At 67.8% G+C, this 17,068-nt stretch carries 11 protein-coding genes and 1 pseudogene; 3 read left to right on the forward strand and 9 right to left on the reverse strand.

Annotated features, from left to right (window positions below; genetic code table 11):
- Positions 1–99 precede the first annotated feature (99 nt).
- Positions 100–2,202: a transketolase gene (tkt, locus tag RWX87_RS00890; protein ID WP_314685902.1), complete on the forward strand. Its 2,103-nt coding sequence runs from the start codon at positions 100–102 to the stop codon at positions 2,200–2,202.
- Positions 2,203–2,314: 112 nt separating this feature from the next.
- Complete coding sequence (tal, locus tag RWX87_RS00895; protein ID WP_314685904.1) at positions 2,315–3,418, forward strand: transaldolase; 1,104 nt, start codon at positions 2,315–2,317, stop codon at positions 3,416–3,418.
- Positions 3,419–3,637: 219 nt separating this feature from the next.
- Here the strand turns inward: tal and RWX87_RS00900 are convergent, their stop codons facing one another.
- The 9 genes and pseudogenes from RWX87_RS00900 to uvrA all read right to left on the reverse strand — a co-directional run bounded on the left by RWX87_RS00900 (position 3,638) and on the right by uvrA (position 15,675).
- A complete protein-coding gene (locus RWX87_RS00900; protein ID WP_314685906.1) occupies positions 3,638–4,465 on the reverse strand; it encodes an HAD hydrolase family protein in 828 nt (275 codons plus the stop codon).
- Between the two features lie 89 nt (positions 4,466–4,554).
- Entirely contained in the window at positions 4,555–4,803 is a 249-nt protein-coding gene (gene secG, locus RWX87_RS00905) for a preprotein translocase subunit SecG (protein ID WP_314685928.1), read from the reverse strand.
- Positions 4,804–4,947: 144 nt separating this feature from the next.
- Positions 4,948–5,760, reverse strand: coding sequence for a triose-phosphate isomerase (tpiA, locus tag RWX87_RS00910; RefSeq protein WP_314685908.1), 813 nt, complete (start codon positions 5,758–5,760; stop codon positions 4,948–4,950).
- Positions 5,761–5,923: 163 nt separating this feature from the next.
- Positions 5,924–7,129, reverse strand: a complete 1,206-nt coding sequence (locus RWX87_RS00915; protein WP_314685910.1) for a phosphoglycerate kinase — start codon at positions 7,127–7,129, stop codon at positions 5,924–5,926.
- 152 nt (positions 7,130–7,281) lie between these two features.
- Positions 7,282–8,235 carry a DNA-binding protein WhiA gene (gene whiA / locus RWX87_RS00920; protein WP_314685912.1) on the reverse strand — a complete coding sequence of 318 codons (954 nt, stop codon included), beginning with the start codon at positions 8,233–8,235 and terminating at the stop codon, positions 7,282–7,284.
- A 135-nt stretch (positions 8,236–8,370) separates the two neighbouring features.
- Positions 8,371–9,234: pseudogene (gene rapZ / locus RWX87_RS00925) on the reverse strand (RNase adapter RapZ); the annotation flags it as partial.
- 188 nt (positions 9,235–9,422) lie between these two features.
- On the reverse strand, positions 9,423–10,418 hold the full coding sequence (locus RWX87_RS00930; RefSeq protein WP_314685914.1) for a shikimate dehydrogenase: 996 nt from the start codon (positions 10,416–10,418) through the stop codon (positions 9,423–9,425).
- On the reverse strand, positions 10,415–12,772 hold the full coding sequence (gene uvrC / locus RWX87_RS00935) for an excinuclease ABC subunit UvrC (protein WP_314685916.1): 2,358 nt from the start codon (positions 12,770–12,772) through the stop codon (positions 10,415–10,417). Before uvrC ends, RWX87_RS00930 begins: the two co-directional genes overlap by 4 nt.
- A complete protein-coding gene (uvrA, locus tag RWX87_RS00940; RefSeq protein WP_314685931.1) occupies positions 12,769–15,675 on the reverse strand; it encodes an excinuclease ABC subunit UvrA in 2,907 nt (968 codons plus the stop codon). Before uvrA ends, uvrC begins: the two co-directional genes overlap by 4 nt.
- Positions 15,676–16,122: 447 nt before the next feature.
- Here uvrA and RWX87_RS00945 point away from each other — a divergent pair.
- The coding region (locus RWX87_RS00945) for an ATP-binding cassette domain-containing protein (RefSeq protein ID WP_314685917.1) at positions 16,123–17,068 on the forward strand (946 nt) is incomplete at its 3' end.

Consider the following 17,068-nt stretch of genomic DNA (forward strand, 5'->3'; position numbering starts at 1 on the left):
TAGCATGAAGACGCAATGCGAGGGAGGTCATGGCACGGCGCAAGCCGGAGGCCTGGCGCCCGAGGTATCCCCGGAATTGGGAAGGAAAGTAGATCATCTATGACCGATTTCACCTGGTCTGAACTGGACGAGCGCGCCGTCAAAATGGCCAAGGTCCTCTCCGCCGATGCGGTGGAGAGAGCCGGACACGGCCACCCGGGCTCCCCGGTCTCTCTGGCCCCTATCGCCTACACCCTGTACCAGCACTACATCACGCATGACCCCAACGACCCGCAGTGGGCCGGCCGCGACCGCTTCATCCTCTCCGGGGGACACGCCTCGCTCACCCAGTACGTGCAGCTGTACTTCTCGGGCTACGGCCTGACCCTCGATGACCTCAAGTACTTCCGCGGCGGCTCCGACACCCGCACGCCGGGCCATCCGGAGTACGGCCTGACCCCGGGCATCGAGATGACGACCGGCCCGCTCGGCCAGGGACTCGCCTCCGCCGTCGGCTTCGCCTACGGCCAGCGCTTCGAGCGCGGTCTGCTTGACCCCGACGCCCCCGCCGGCACCTCCCCGTTCGACCATAAGGTGTGGGTCATCTGCGGCGAAGGCGACGTCGAGGAGGGCGTCTCCTCCGAGGCCAGCTCCCTCGCCGGCAACCAGAAGCTCGGCAACCTCACCGTCATCTTCGACGCCAACCACATCCAGATCGAGGGCGATACCAAGCTCACGTTCTCCGAGGACATCCTCAGGCGCTATGAGGCGTACGGCTGGTACACCGACGAGGTGAGCTTCATCCAGCCCGACGGCTCCTACAAGGAGGACGTCCAGGCTCTGGCCGCCGCGCTCGACAAGGCCGCGAAGGTCACCGACCGCCCGAAGTTCATCAAGGTCGACACCCTCATCGCGTGGCCGACCCCCGGCAAGACGAACAACGAGGCCGCCCATGGCTCCAAGCTGGGCGCCGAGGCCGTGGCGGGGCTCAAGAAGCTTCTCGGCTTCGACCCCGACGTCGACTTCCCCGTCGACGAGGATGCCCTGGCCCACGCCCGCAAGGTCGCCGAGCGCGGTCTTGCCGCTCACAAGGCCTGGGACGAGAGGTTCTCCGCCTGGCGCAAGGCGAATCCCGACAAGGCCGCCCTGTACGACCGTCTGAAGGCCGGCGAGCTGCCCGAGGGCTTCGACAAGGCCATCGACGACCTGGAGGCGGGTCTGGAGCCCGGATCCAAGGCCGCCACGCGCGGTTCCTCCGGCGCCGTGCTCAACGCCGTCGCCGCGGTCATGCCGGAGCTCTGGGGCGGCTCCGCCGACCTCGGCGGCTCCAACAAGACGGATATCAAGGGCGCCAAGTCCTTCGGCCCGTCCGCCGATGCCACCCGCACATGGCCCGAGACCTCCGAATACGGACGCCAGCTGCATTTCGGCGTGCGCGAGTTCGCCATGGGCGCCATCACCAACGGCATCCTGCTCGGTTCGGACACCCGCCCGTTCAACGGCACCTTCTTCCAGTTCTCCGACTACGAGCGGCCCTCCGTCCGTCTCGCGGCGCTGATGAAGATCCCGAATCTCTACGTGTGGACCCACGACTCCGTGGCCCTTGGCGAGGACGGCCCGACCCATCAGCCCATCGAGCATCTGGCGGCGTTCCGCGCCATCCCGCAGCTTGAGGTCGTGCGTCCTGCCGACGCCTACGAGACCGCCGAGGCCTACCGCGCGTTCTTCGAGAAGAAGAACACGCTGCCCACCGCGATGATCCTCACCCGCCAGGGAGTCCCCGCTCTCGACGAGACCAAGGCGAAGGCCAGGGAGGGAGTCCGCAAGGGCGCCTACGTCCTCGTCGACGCCGACGGAACCCCCGACGTCATCATCATCGCCACCGGTTCTGAGGTCCAGTGGGCCGTCGCTGGCGCCAGGACCCTGGATGCCGAGGGCATCAAGGCCCGGGTGGTGTCGATGCCGTCCATGGAGTGGTTCGAGGAGCAGGACGAGGAATACAAGGAGGAGGTCCTCCCGAAGTCCGTCCGTGCCCGCGTCTCCATCGAGGCCGGGATCGCCATGCCGTGGTACAGGTACATCGGCGACTACGGCAAGGCCATCTCCATCGAGCAGTTCGGCCTGCAGGGTGACGGGGCGCAGAACATGATCGACCTCGGCATCACCGCCGAGCACGTCGTCGAGGCGGCGAAGGCCTCCATCGAGGACGCGAAGGCCGCCTGACCCGCGATCCGGCAGCATCCCCATGGCGGGGTCCGACGCTCCCTTCGGGTGCGGGGCCCCGCCGCCCATGAATGTTTTCCATGACCATGGAAACGAAGGAGAAACAACAACAATGACAGCAGCAACGCAGCGCACCAGCGACTCCGGCGTCTCGATCTGGCTGGATGACCTGTCCCGCACCCGCATCGAGTCCGGCTCCCTGCAGGATCTCATCGCCAACAAGAACGTCGTCGGCGTGACCACCAACCCCTCCATCTTCCAGAAGGCCCTGAGCCAGGTCGGTCCGTACGACGCCCAGCTCAAGGAGCTCGGCAGGGTCGACGTCGAAACCGCCGTCCGCGAGCTGACCACCACCGACGTGCGCAACGCCACCGACATCTTCCGCGAGGTCGCCGAGCGGACCGACTTCGTCGATGGACGCGTCTCCATCGAGGTCGACCCCCGCCTGGCCCACGACACCGAGAACACGAAGAAGCAGGCCGTGGAGCTGTGGGAGAAGGTCAACCGCCCCAACGCCATGATCAAGATCCCGGCCACCCTGGAGGGGTTGCCGGCCATCACCGCGACGCTGGCGAAGGGCATCTCCGTCAACGTGACCCTGATCTTCTCCATCGAGCGCTACGAGCAGGTCATCGACGCCTTCATCGAGGGCATCTCGCAGGCTGACGCCAACGGTCACGACCTCGGGCACATCGGCTCCGTCGCCTCCTTCTTCGTCTCCCGCGTGGACACCGCGGTCGACAAGCTGCTCGAGGCCAATGGCTCCGCGGAGGCCAAGGCCCTTGAAGGCAAGGCGGCCGTCGCCAACGCGCGGCTGGCGTACCAGCTTTTCGAGAAGAAGTTCGCCTCCGACCCGCGCTGGGCCGCTCTCGAGGCCAAGGGCGCCAAGAAGCAGCGTCCGCTGTGGGCCTCCACCGGCACCAAGAACGCCGCCTACTCCGATTGCAAGTACGTCGACGAGCTCGTGGCCCCGTTCGTGGTCAACACCATGCCGGAGAAGACCCTCAACGCCCTCGCCGACCACGGCGACGGCGCTCCGACGATCGTCGGGAGCTATGAGGAGAGCAAGGCCATCATGGACAAGCTCGCCGATCTCGGCATCAGCATCAAGGACGTCACCGACGAGCTCGAGGCCGACGGTGTGGCCAAGTTCATCGCCTCCTGGGATTCGGTGCTGTCCGACACCCAGGCCGGGATCGACCGGGTCAACGCCTGATTCCGATTCCCTGATGTGACGCACCGCATTCGGGACGCCACGGAATGAGAAGAGACCGGTGGGAAACCCCACCGGTCTCTTCTTTTTTCCTCGTTCGGTCCGGCTTCCTCGTCCGTTCGTCGACCACGACGCCTCCTTGAGCCGAGTCCTTCGTCCTCCGGTGAGTCCGTGGGTTTCGGGGTCGTGATGTCTCGGGGGCATCCGGGGTCGTCCGTTGCTTCAGAGGCTGAGCTCGTCCTCGATCCATCGGGCCACCCCATCCTCGTTGTTGGAGCGGCAGACGGCATCGGCCGCGCAGAGGACATCCGGCACGGCGTTTGCCACGGCCACCCCCAGACCGGATTCGCGAAGCATGGGGATGTCGATGAGGTCGTCGCCGAAGGCCACCGTCGCCGCTTCGGGAACGTCCAGACGGGAGCAGACGGTGCGCAGCGAATCAGCCTTGTTGGCTCGGGGGTGCATGAGCATCCACATCACCCCCTCGGAGACTCCGACGGCGAAGTCGGAGGGAATCAGAGGACGCAGGATATCCTCCTGGCCCGCCTGGGGGAAGACGATGATCTTGTCGGCCATTCCGTCGGGCACGTCGGTGAAGTCCGTGTACCGGAAGACCTGCGTCTTCCAGTACACGGAAACGTCGAAATTCGTGTACCTCACGTCATTCATCACCAGACCGATGCGCAGCCCCGGTATCCGGGACAGGAGCATGCGGCATACCTCGCATCCGCGGGCCGAGGGGAACCCGACGGACAGCACGTGTCCGTCATCCGGGAGGCTGCCCGACGTGAGCAGTCCGAAGTCCGAGGACTGCGGATCCAGATCGATCAGGGCGCCGTTGAGATACACGCAGACGTCGGGGTGAAGCATATCGACGAGAGGGAGTCCGGTGCTCACCGGACGGGCGGTGGAGACGCCGAAAAGAGCTCCCGCATCACGAAGGGCGCGCACCGCTTCGATGGTTCGCGGAGTGAGGAACCTCTCCTCGAAGGTGGGGGCGTCATGGAGAAGGGTTCCGTCAAGGTCGGCCATGACGAGCAGGGGAGTCATACGAGAGGAACGGCGTTGGATACGGTCGTGCGATGCGACGACATGACCGGCAAGTCCAGATGACGATGGACGCACGCCCGAATAGGCCCTCAGACGAGATTGAACTTGGTTATGAGTCCCAGACCGATGATGATGGCCACCCAGATCAGCGCGATGATGACGGTCCAGCGGTTGAGGTTCTTCTCGGCGACGCCCGAAGTGCCGGCGTTCTGCGTCAGACCGCCGCCGAACATGTCGGAAAGCCCGCCGCCCTTGCCCTTATGCATAAGGATGAGAAGGGTGAGAAGCACGCTCGTGAGAACGAGCACGATCTGCAGGACTAGCTTGACGACGGCCATTGCTGACACGGATGGACCTCCCACTCGATGAGTACGACACCACCATACTCCACGGGGGCGCCCGCTGCGAGTCCTCTCCTGAAGGGCGCCGACGGATGTGACGGTGATGATTCGGCACCGCCCGCCTTGGACCGCCCGCCGGCTTTATCGACCGAGGCCGGCATGGCCCTTCCGCGTGGACTTCTCGACGATGCGCGCGATGGAGGCGAACTCCTCGGCGTCCAGCGAGGCGCCTCCGACGAGGAAGCCGTCGACGTCCGGTTCGGCGATAAGCTCTGCGGCGTTGCGGGAGGTCACCGACCCCCCGTACAGCACCCTCACGTCGGAAGCGACCTGGTCGCCGAAGACGCCGCGCATATGCCTACGGATCGCGCGGGCGGCCTCCTGCGCGGAATCCGGCGTCGCGACAAGACCGCTGCCGATGGCCCACACCGGCTCATAGGCCACCAGGATGTTCGCCGCCTGCTCGTCGGAGAGGTCCCGCGTCACGTCGCTGACCTGTCCGACGGCGAAGTCCAGGGCGATCCCCTCACGACGCTCCTCGAAGCCCTCCCCCACGCACAGGATCGGGTGCATCCCCGCGGCAAGGACGCCTCTGACCTGGTCGACGATGTTCGCGTCGTCCTCGGGATGGTACCGACGCCGTTCCGAATGCCCGACGATCACGTAGGTGCAGCCGAGACTTGACAGCATGTCGGCCGACACGTCACCGGTGAACGCCCCCTGCGTGGTGACGGAGACGGCCTGGGCGCCGTAGCTGAGGTCCAGACGGTCGGCTTCGACGAGCACCTGGACGCTGCGGATGGCTGTGAAGGGCGGCATGAGGGCGACCTCGCAGCGCCGTGCGTCGAAGCGCGCGTCACGAAGCAGCCAGGCCAGCTTCTGCACGAAGTAGGTGGCCTCGAGATGGTCGAAGTTCATCTTCCAGTTTCCGGCCACCAGCGGTTTGCGGGTCATCCACGCCTCCTGCCCTTTCGGCGATCCACGCTTCGTCACGTTCCGCGAAGCGCTTCGGTCGCCGGCGCCCATGACGATGCGCGCTCCCCCATGCCACATAACGGACGGGCACGTCAGGTCGGAACGAACTCCGCCTGACGTGCCCGGAACGTCGGGGTCGATGCTACTCCAGGACCTTGAGCCCGGGAAGCTCCCTGCCCTCAAGGAACTCCAGCGAGGCGCCGCCGCCCGTCGAGATGTGCGAGAAGCCGCTTTCCGGGAATCCGAGGTTGCGCACCGCGGAGGCGGAATCGCCGCCGCCGACGATGGTGAACGCGCCTGCGGCGGTCGCATCGACCAGGGCCTGTGCGACGGCACGGGTGCCTTCTGCGAACTGGGGGACCTCGAAGACGCCCATCGGGCCGTTCCAGACCACGGTCTTCGAATCGACGATCGCCTCGTGGAACAGCTTCGCCGAGGCGGGTCCGATGTCAAGACCCATGCGGTCGGCGGGAATGGCGTCGGCGGGGACGATCTGAGGGTCGATCGGGGTGTCGCCTGTGGGGAATCCGGCGTTCACGACGATGTCCGTGGGAAGCACGAGCTCGACGCCACGCTGCTTCGCGGTCGCGATGTAGCCCTTCACCTTGTCGATCTGGTCCTCCTCGAGCAGCGACGTGCCGACGTCATGGCCCTCGGCCTTGAGGAAGGTGAAGACCATCCCGCCGCCGATGACCAGACGGTTGGCCTTGTCCAGCAGGTTCTCGATGACGCCGAGCTTGTCGGAGACCTTCGAGCCGCCGAGCACCACGGTGAGGGGACGGTCGGGGTTCACCGTCGCACGCGACAGGGCCCTGACCTCCTTCTCGACGAGCAGACCGGCGGCCGACGGCAGGTCGGCGGCCACGTCGAAATTGGAACCCTGCGCCCGATGGACGACGCCGAAGCCGTCGGAGACGAACACCTCGCCGAGAGCCGCGATCCTCTTCGCGTACGCGGCGCGCACGGCCGTGTCCTTGCTGGTCTCCTCGGGATTGAACCGGACGTTCTGCAGCAGGACGACGTCGCCGTCCCGCATCGCGGCGACCTTCGCCTGGGCGTCGGGACCGTAGGTGTCCGCGGCGAGCGGGACGTTCACGCCGAGCAGCTCGCCGAGACGGGCGGCGACGGGGGCCAGGGACAGGGAGGGGACGACCTTGCCCTTCGGGCGTCCGAGATGGGCCATGAGAATCACCCTGGCCCCCTCCTTGCGCAGGGTGGTGATCGTCGGCAGGGCGGCGCGGATGCGGCCGTCGTCGGTGATGGTCTCGCCGTCCAGGGGAACGTTGAAGTCCGCGCGAACGAGAACGCGCTTGCCGGTCAGATCCCCGAGATCCTTGAGTGTCTTCATGAGCATCCTTTCTGATCGTTCCCCCGTCGGCTCATTCGGGCGTCGCCGTGGTGACCGATGGAGGACGAGACGTGTGTGCTGCGCCATCAGAGATGATACAGGCACGAACGAACAAGCCGCCGGGTTGGGGATCCCGGCGGCCTTCGAGGATGTCAGGCCTGACGCCTGCCGCGCGCCTTTGCGACCTTGTCGGCGAGTTGGAGCAGTCGGCGGATGCGGCCGGCGATCGCATCCTTGGTGATCGGCGGATTGGCCTGGCGGCCGAGCTGCTCGAGGCTGGCCTCCGGGTGGTTGAGCCTGAGCTGGCCCGCCGCGCGGAGATTGTCGGGAACGTCGTCGCCGAGGATCTCGAAGGCGTGCGTCACCTTGTCGATGGCCTCCGCGGCGGCCTTCGCGCTGCGGCGCATGTTGGCGTCGTCGAAGTTCGCCAGCCGGTTCGTCTTGGATCTCGTCTCGCCGTCCGAACGCCGTCCCGTCCATTCGCGGGCCGATCTGGACGCGCCCATGAGGGAGAGCATCCTTTCGATGGCATCCGGGTCCTGCAGAGTGACCCGGTGCGAGCTACGGACCTGGCGGGCGCGGGCCGCCGTGATGCCCAGACGCCGTGCCGCCTCCTGCAGAGCCAGTGCGGCCTCCTGCGAGGGGCATATGACCTCGAGGAACCCGGACGTGCCGGGCTCCGACACATAGCCACGGGCGAGAAAGGCTCCACGCCAGGCCGCCTTCACCTGGGCGATGTTGCCGGTGAGGATGTCGGAGGGAAGCCCCTGGACGAGATGCATCCTGCGGTCGAGCAGTCCCGCCTGGAGCGCGAGCGCGGTGGCTCCGTGCTCCACGAGCACCGCGTAGCGCTTCACGGGCCCTTCGGGCGTCGTCCTGAGGACGGGCGTGACGACGGCCTGGCGGCGGAAGCAGGTCGAGATGGCGTGCTGCAGCCAGCGCGAGGCCTCCAGAGAGTCCAGCTGGGCGCGGATCACCGCCTGGTTGTTCATGGGTCGAAGACCCCCGCCGAATCGCATCATCGCCGCGGCCTGCGCCATGGCGACAACGGGAGGATCGTTGTCGATTGCGGCGAGTTCGCTTTTGACATCATCGAGTAGTGCCAAGAGCATCCTCCTGATTCCGTTCTTCTCTCTGGTGGCCGAGGGATTCCACCCGTTCATGCCACGGCAATCTGTGATACCGAAGGTTGTGGACAACCTTGTCTGTCCCCGTCCGCGGGTCCAGCGGACCGGACCGTCTCAGTCCCGTCCCCGACGGTGAAGCTCGCGCGCGGACACGGTCACCGACAACCCCCGTGCGCGGAGCCTTCGGGCGAGCTCGTCGCCGACGGCGACCGAACGGTGCTGGCCGCCCGTGCATCCGATGGCGATGGTGACGAAATGCTTGTCCTCCTTGGCGTACCCTTCGACGGCGACCATGATCGTCCGCTCGAAGGAGTCGAGGAACTCCCGTGCCCCCGGGCTTGACAGCACGTAATCGCTGACGGGGGCGTCCCGGCCGGTCATGTCGCGCAGGGCGGGGATCCAGAAGGGGTTCGGCAGGAAGCGCACGTCGGCCACGAAATCGGCGTCCAGCGGAATTCCGTACTTGAAGCCGAAGCTGAAGATGTGCACCGACACCGTCGAGGGTCCGGATCCGAGCATCGCCTCGTAGAGCTTGGTGGACAGCTGGTGGATGCTCAGCCGGGAGGTGTCGATAACCGTGTCCGCATGCTCCTTGAGACCGGCCAGCAGCTCGCGCTCCTCATGGATGCCGTCGATGAGGCGGTTGCCTCGCTGGAGGGGATGCGGTCGGCGAACCGATTCGTAGCGCGTGATGAGCACGTCGTCCGCGGCGTCGAGGAACAGGATGCGAGTCGCCACGCCGAGGTCGTCCAGATGGCCGAGGACCGCGGACAGGTCGTCGAAGTAGCTGCGCGATCGCACGTCGATGACCGCGGCCAGACGATGCACCTTCGATCCCGATGACGTCATCATGTCGACCAGCGGGATGAGCAGCTTGGGCGGCAGGTTGTCGACCACGTACCAGCCCATGTCCTCGATGCAGTCGGCGGCATGGGACCGTCCCGCACCGCTCATGCCGGTGATGAGAAGCACCTCGAAGCGCCGGTCGTCCCGTGATGGGACGACCTCCCCCGGCACGCCCGGGGATGGCCGCACGACCGAATCGGCCACCTGGCGCGGCGACGCCTGCGCGGATGATGCGGCGTTCGTCGTCGCGCATGCGTCGTCGTCCACGGGCCTCACGTCCTGCTCGTCGTCGTTCCCCATGCCGACCCCCCCGTCGTCGTTCATCGTATGGTCCGGTGCGTCAGCGCTCTGGCCAGCGCATCTCGCATGGCGGCCTCGACCGCCAGGGGGTCCGTGGCATCAAGCCGGGCACGTCCTTCAGGAACCGCACCGACCATCAGTTCCACCTGGTCGATCGCCTGGTACAGCAGCATCTCCTCGCCGCCGAGCCCCACCCCGCCCAGACGTTCCCAGACCGATCGGAGCAGGCTGGGGTGGGGATCGTACGCCACGTCGAGCAGCGTCCCCCGCGCCGTCGTCGCGGCGGCGAGGAGGGCGCGGGCCAGATCGTCGGCGGCATGGGGAGGGAGGGTGCTGATGACCAGGTCGCAGTCGGGCAGCATCGATGACGTCATCCCCTCCGACAGGGGCAGGGACCGGAAGGCCGCGATGCTCCTCCCATGCCGGGACGCGAAGCCCTCGAGGGGCGTCGGCTTCTGCGGCCTTCGGGCGAGGACGGTGATGCGGGAACGGCGGAACAGCATGGTGCATGCGGCGAGGGCGGACAGCGCGGTGTTGCCGTTCCCGAGGACGACCACGTCGGCCTCGGAGGGGGAATCCGGCCGGGCGTGGCGGATGGCGCGTTCGATGCCATGGACGTCCGTGTTGTACAGCGCGATAGAGGTCGGTTCCGTCGCGGATGAATCGGGGGCGACCGCTCCCCGGGAGCGGGCCTTCGACGGCGAATCTGCCTCGGCTGAGGGATGTGCGAAGCCCAGCACGGCCGTGTTGGAGACGCCGAGCTCCCTCGACCAGCGGTCGGAGGGGCTTCCGAAGGGGCGGACGGTGCGCTTCAGGGGCATCGTCAGGCTCAGACCCACCCAGGAGGCGTCACGACTTTCGAGAAAGCCGGGAAGAGCAGGCTCTTCGACGTCCTCACGCGCGTAGGACCATCCGTGGAGCCCCAGAGCCCCGTAGGCCGCGGCATGCAGCACGGGCGACAGCGAATGCGCGATGGGATGCCCCAGAACGGCGCAGCGATGCTCGGTCCACGTCATCTCGTCTCCTTCGTCGTCCCCATGCTATCCGCCGGGATGGTCTCCCCGTCCACGGCCATTCGACCGGCGGACAGGGCGGTTGCGGAGTCGGTGTCCAAAGCCCGCCGAAGGCTCAGGGCCCTCGCGTGCCCGATGCCCTCCACGGCCTCGAGCTGCTCGACCGACGCGTTGCGCATGCGCCGCACGGAGCCGAAGGCCGTGAGAAGCCGCTTCTGGAGGGCGGGGCCGACCCCCGGAACATCGTCGAGGGCCGAGCGCAGGGCGCCCCGCCGCCGCACCGTCCGGTGATAGGTGATGGCGAAGCGGTGCGACTCGTCCCTGACGCGCTGGAGCAGGTACAGGCCCTCCGACTGCCTCGGGAGTATGACCGGATACTCCTCCCCCGGCAGCCACACCTCCTCGAGGCGCTTGGACAGTCCGCAGACGGCGACGTCCTCCACTCCACGGTCCGCCATGGCGCGGGCGGCGGCCTCGGCCTGCGGACGGGCCCCGTCGACGACGACGAGATTGGGCCGGTAGGCGAAGCGATGCGGACGGGAGTCCTGCTGGACGGCTTCGGAGGCGTTCGCACCGGATGCCCTGGCCCTGCGGTCCGCCTCCATGCTTTCCCCGGAGTCGCCCGCGATGTTGCCGTGTCTGAAGCGTCGCGACAGCGTCTCGTAGAGGGCGTCGAGGTCGTCAAGGCGTCCCGCGCCGTCCGACCCGCGGATCTCGAAGCGACGGTATTCCGACTTCCGTGGCATGGCGTCCTCGAAAACCACCATCGAGGCCACCTGGAAGCGTCCGTCCACGGCGTTGGACACGTCGTAGCATTCGATGCGCAGAGGCGCCCTGCCCAGACCCAGCGCCTCCGCCACCTGCCGCATGGCCTCGGTCCGGGCTCCCATGTCGTTCACGCGGCTCAGCTTGCTGCGCTGCAGGGCCTGGGAGGCGTTGTCGTTCGCCCGGTCCATCAGCGTCTTCAGATCGCCTCTGCTGGAGACGGCGATCCTTGTCGCCGCACCTCGCAGTCCGGTCAGCCAGTCCTCCAGCGCCTCTCGTCGCGCCGGCTCCACCGGCACCACGATGCGCGGAGGAACGGGTGCGATCGGGGACATGAAGTCATCCCGTCCCGTCCTCTCCTGCCTGAGATGGCGGCTCCGCGTCGCCCGTGCGCGCGACCGCTCGTCGACGGCGTCCGCCCGCTGCGTGACGCCGAGGGCGTCCCGGCGTTCGACGAGCGCGATGGCCGCGTCCCCGCCCTCGGACCGCCGCGAAGGGACGTCCGGCCGGACGTCCCGGAAAGGGCTCACGGAGGAGCTCGGGGATTCCGTCGCGGGCGCCGATGCCGGAGTGGACGGCGACTCCCCCGTCAGCTCCGAGTACACCTGCGAGATCATCTCGGCCATGAGCTCGTGGTCGTCGATGTCCTCCACCCGTTCGACGCTCCAGTTGCGCTCTCCGCGGATGGTTCCGGCCCGCACGAAGAAGGCATGCACGGAGGCCTCGAGCTCGTCCGAGGCGAAGCCGAAGACGTCGGCGTCCACGTCCTGGTCGAAGACGACGGCGTTCTGCTCGACGACCGTGCGCAGCATGGCGATCTCGTCACGCAGCCGGGCCGCGCGCTCGAAGTCGAGCGTCTCGCTGGCGCGGCGCATCTCGGCGTCCAGCGTCGTCAGATACCCGCGGCCGAGGTTGCCGCTTATCACGCCCACAAGCCGTTCGCACAACCGCCGATGGGCCTCGGGACCGATCCTTCCGACGCAGGGGGCGCTGCACTTGCCGATGGAGGCCAGAAGGCAGGGACGTCCGGACAGCCTCGCCCGACGGAAGACCCCGTCGGAGCAGGTGCGTGCGGGGAAGGTCTTGAGAAGCGTGTCCAGGCTATGGCGCAGGGGCCAGACCTTCGCGTAGGGGCCGAAGTACCGGGAGTCCCGGCGTCGTCGGCTGCGGGTGATCCAGACGCGCGGAACCGTCTCGCCGGTGGAGACGGCGAGGTACGGGTAGGTCTTGTCATCGCGGAAGACGACGTTGAAGCGCGGGTCGAACTCCTTGATCCACGTGTACTCGAGAGTGAGGGCCTCGAGCTCGGTGCCGACGACGGTCCATTCGAGGCTCCGCGCGGTGAGCACCATGGTCCGGGTCCGCGGATGCAGCTGGTCCAGCGCCTGGAAGTAGTTCGTCAGGCGCTGACGCAGGCTTTTGGCCTTGCCGACGTAGATGACCCTGCCCTCGCCGTCTCGCCATTTGTACACCCCCGGACGCGCGGGGATGTCCGAGGTGCGGGGCCTGAAGAGGTCGCGGGAGTCGCCGAGCAGCGGGGCTCCGTTGACGTTCGTCGGCCTGCCGAGGGCCGCCTTCCCGTCGCCCGTCATGGCCTGTGGGCAAGCATCGGGGCCAGGAAGCGCCCCGTCCAGCTCTCCGTGCGGACGGCGACCTGCTCGGGGGTCCCCTGGGCCACGACGGTCCCGCCGCCCTCGCCCCCCTCCGGACCGAGATCGATGATCCAGTCCGCCGACTTCACGACGTCGAGGTTGTGTTCGATGACGATCACGGTGTTCCCCTTGTCGACGAGCTCCTGCAGGACGAGCAGCAGCCGCCGGACGTCCTCGAAATGCAGGCCCGTCGTGGGCTCGTCGAGGATGTACACGGTGCGTCCCGTCGACCGGCGCTGCAGCTCGGTGGCGAGCTTGACGCGCTGGGACTCCCCGCCCGACAGCGTGGGGGCCGGCTGGCCGAGGCGGATGTATCCCAGACCCACCCTCACAAGCGTGTCGAGATACCGGGAGATCGAGGGATAGGCGCGGAAGAACCTGGCGGCCTCCTCGATGGGCATGTCGAGCACGTCCGCCACGGTCCTGCCGTCCCAGGTGACCTCGAGGGTCTCGCGGTTGTAGCGCCTGCCGTGGCAGGCCTCGCATTCGACGTAGACGTCCGGCAGGAAGTTCATCTCGATCTTGATGGTGCCGTCGCCGTGACAGGTTTCGCAGCGGCCGCCCTTGACGTTGAAGGAGAACCGCCCCGGGCCGTATCCCCGGACCTGGGCCTCGGGGGTCTTCGCGAACAGCGTGCGGATCTTGTCCCACACTCCCGTGTACGTGGCCGGATTGGACCGCGGGGTGCGGCCGATGGGGTTCTGGTCGACATGGATCACCTTGTCGCACTGCTCGATGCCTTCGACGCGCGTGTGCTTGCCGGGGACGATCCGCGCCCCGTTCAGCCTGTCGGCGAGCGCCGGGTAGAGGATGGAGTTCACCAGCGTGGACTTTCCGGATCCCGACACGCCGGTCACGCAGGTGAGGACGCCAAGAGGGAAGCTCACGTCGATGTTCCTGAGGTTGTTCTCCCTGGCGCCGCGGATGACGAGGGCGCGCCCCCGCTTCGTCGGGCGCCGGGTCCTCGGGATCTCGATGGCGCGACGGCCCGTGAGATAGTCGCCGGTGATCGACCGGGCGGCTCCGCCGATCCGCTCCGGCGGACCGGAGAAGACGACCTCGCCTCCGTGCTCGCCGGCACCGGGCCCCACGTCCACCAGCCAGTCGGCCTTCTCCATGGTCTCCTGGTCGTGCTCGACGACGATGAGGGTGTTGCCCAGGTCACGCAGGCGGTGCAGCGTGGTGATGAGCCGCGCGTTGTCCCGCTGGTGCAGACCGATGGAGGGCTCGTCCAGCACGTACATGACGCCGACGAGCCCGGAGCCGATCTGCGTGGCCAGACGGATGCGCTGGGCCTCGCCGCCGGACAGCGTCTTCGCCGCGCGGGAGAGCGTGAGGTAGCCCAGACCGACGTCCTGGAGAAAGCCGAGACGGGCCCGGATCTCCTTGAGCACCTCGCCGGCGATCGTCGCCGCCGCGCCCTCCAGCTTCAGACCCGTCACCCAGTCGAGGCTGCGGGCGATGGGCATGTCGCATACGTCGGCGATGGAGCTGTCGGCCACCGTGACGGCCAGGACCTCCGGACGCAGACGGCGCCCCTGGCAGGTGGGGCAGGGAATCTCGCGCATGTAGGACTCGTAGTACTGGCGCATCTGCTCGGAGTCCGTCTCGTCATGCCGCCGCATAAGCGCCCGGACCGCGCCCTCGAAGCCGGTCGAGTACTCGCGCAGGCGCCCCCATCGGTTGCGGTAGGAGACCTTGACGGAGAAGTCGTGGCCGTACATGATCGCCTTGCGGGCCTTGGCGGGAAGCCGCTCCCAGGGGGTGTCCATCCCGAAGCCCATCTCGTCGGCCAGGCCCTCGAGCAGATGACGGTAGTACTCCCCGGTGCCCTTCGTCAGGCCCCAGGGCTCGATGGCGCCGTCGTTGAGGCTTTTCGAGGGGTCCGGGATGACGAGTTCCGGATCGATCTCCAGCTTGTAGCCGATGCCCGTGCAGTCGGGGCAGGCGCCGTACGGGGCGTTGAAGGAGAAGGTCCGTGGTTCGATCTCGTCAAGCTCCAGCGGGTGGCCGTTCGGGCAGGCCCGATGCTCGGAGAATGGCCTGCGGCGATCCGGGTCGTCCTCGGCGAGGTCGACGAGCTCGGCGACCATCGTCCCTCCGGACAGCTTCAGCGCGGTCTCCGCGGAATCCGTCAGCCGCTGGCGGATGCCCTCTCGTATCGCCAGACGGTCGACGACGACCTCGATCGTGTGCTTGCGCTGCTTGGCGAGGGTGATGTCCTCGGAGAGCTGACGCATGTCGCCGTCGATGAGGGCGCGCGCGTATCCGTCGCCGCGCAGCTGTTCGAGCAGGTCGGTGAACTCGCCCTTGCGGCCGCGCACGACGGGGGCGAGGATCTGGAAGCGCGTGCGGTCGGGCAGACGGAGCAGCTCGTCGACCATCTGGTCCGCGCTCTGGGCGGCGATGAGGGAGCCGCAGACCGGGCAGTGCGGCACGCCCGTGCGGGCGAAGAGCAGACGCAGATAGTCGTAGATCTCGGTGATCGTGCCGACCGTCGAGCGCGGATTGCGGTTCGTCGTCTTCTGGTCGATGGACACCGCGGGGCTCAGACCCTCGATGAGGTCCACGGCCGGCTTGTCCATCTGTCCGAGGAACTGCCGGGCGTAGGCGCTCAGGGATTCGACGTAGCGGCGCTGACCTTCGGCGAACAGGGTGTCGAAGGCCAACGAGGACTTGCCGGAGCCGGACAGGCCCGTGAACACGACCATCCTGTTGCGGGGAATCGCCAGATCGACGTTCTTGAGGTTGTGCTCCCGCGCCCCCTGGATCACGATCTTGCGGTCCCCCGGCACGGCGGACATGTCGCCGACGAGGGTGCCGTCGCCCGCGATCAGGGGTATGCGGTCAGAGGTGGGCCGCGAGGGCGTCGGCGCCGACGACGGCGCGGCCGTCGGGGTCTCCCCCGCCGGATCCCTCGACGTCGTCCGGGATCCCGGGGCCTCGGTCGTCTCAGCCCGTCCGTTTGCCGTCGTCCGCGTCGTCCTCGTCCTCGTCGTCACCGCGACCTCCGCCTTCGTCCCGCATGGTCCCATCCCTTGCGCGGTGTCCACACTAGCGCAGGGGACGCCCCTTTTCGAACACCTGTTCGATGACGGCGGACGGCGACCGCCGTCGGCGCCGTCCGGACGCCCTGCCGCTATGATGGGCCGATGGACCCGCGCGTCTCACCGGCGGCGGGACGCGCGACGACGTGGCCCGCGGACGCGACCCATGGGGGCCTGCGTCGCGGTTGCGAAACGGCACGCGGCGGATGAGGGACACACGGCGGACACGGAAGCGGCGGACGAATGGCTATCGAGGGCAAGGGACTGGAGATTCGCATAGGGGCGCGGGTGATTCTCCGGCCCACGGATTTCCATGTCGCCGCCGGCGACAAGATCGGGCTGGTCGGCCGCAACGGCGCCGGCAAGACCACCCTCACCCGCGTCATCACCGGCGACGTGCTGCCCACGGCCGGAGCGGTCCGTGTCTCCGGGAAGCTGGGCTATCTCCCGCAGGACACCCATGCGGCCGATCCGGCGCAGACCGCCCTGGACCGCATGATGAGCGCCCGCGACATCGCCTCCATCATCATCCGTCTGCGCAGGGCCGAGACGCAGATGACCGACCCCGACCCGGACGTCATGAGCAAGGCGATGGACCGCTACGACCGCGCCATGCAGGACTTCGAGAAGGCCGGCGGATACGCCGCCCAGTCCCAGGCCATCGCCATGGCCTCGAGCCTCGGTCTGCCCCAGGAGGTCATGCAGCAGAGGCTGGGCACGCTTTCCGGCGGCCAGCGCCGGCGCGTGGAGCTCGCCCGCATCCTTTTCTCCGACGCCGACACCCTCATCCTCGACGAGCCGACGAACCATCTCGACGCCGACTCCATCGAATGGCTGCGCGGGTATCTGAAACGCTTCGACGGCGGCTTCCTCGTCATCTCGCACTCCACCGAGCTGCTCGACGAGGTCGTCACCAAGGTATGGCATCTCGACGCCCAGCGCGGGCAGATCGACATGTACGCCATGGGCTGGAAGGCGTATCTGCGGCAGAGGGTCGTCGACGAGGAGCGCCGCCGCCGCGAGCGCGAGGTCGCCGAGAAGAAGGCCGACAGGCTCATGCGCCAGGGCGTGCGCCTGCATGCGAAGGCCACGAAGGCCGTCGCCGCCCAGAACATGATGCGTCGTGCCGAACGGCTGCTGGCGAACACCAGCGAGGCGGAGAGGGCGGAGAAGGTCGCCGACATCCGCT

This window comes from uncultured Bifidobacterium sp. (genome assembly GCF_963540075.1).
Lineage (GTDB): Bacteria > Actinomycetota > Actinomycetes > Actinomycetales > Bifidobacteriaceae > Bifidobacterium.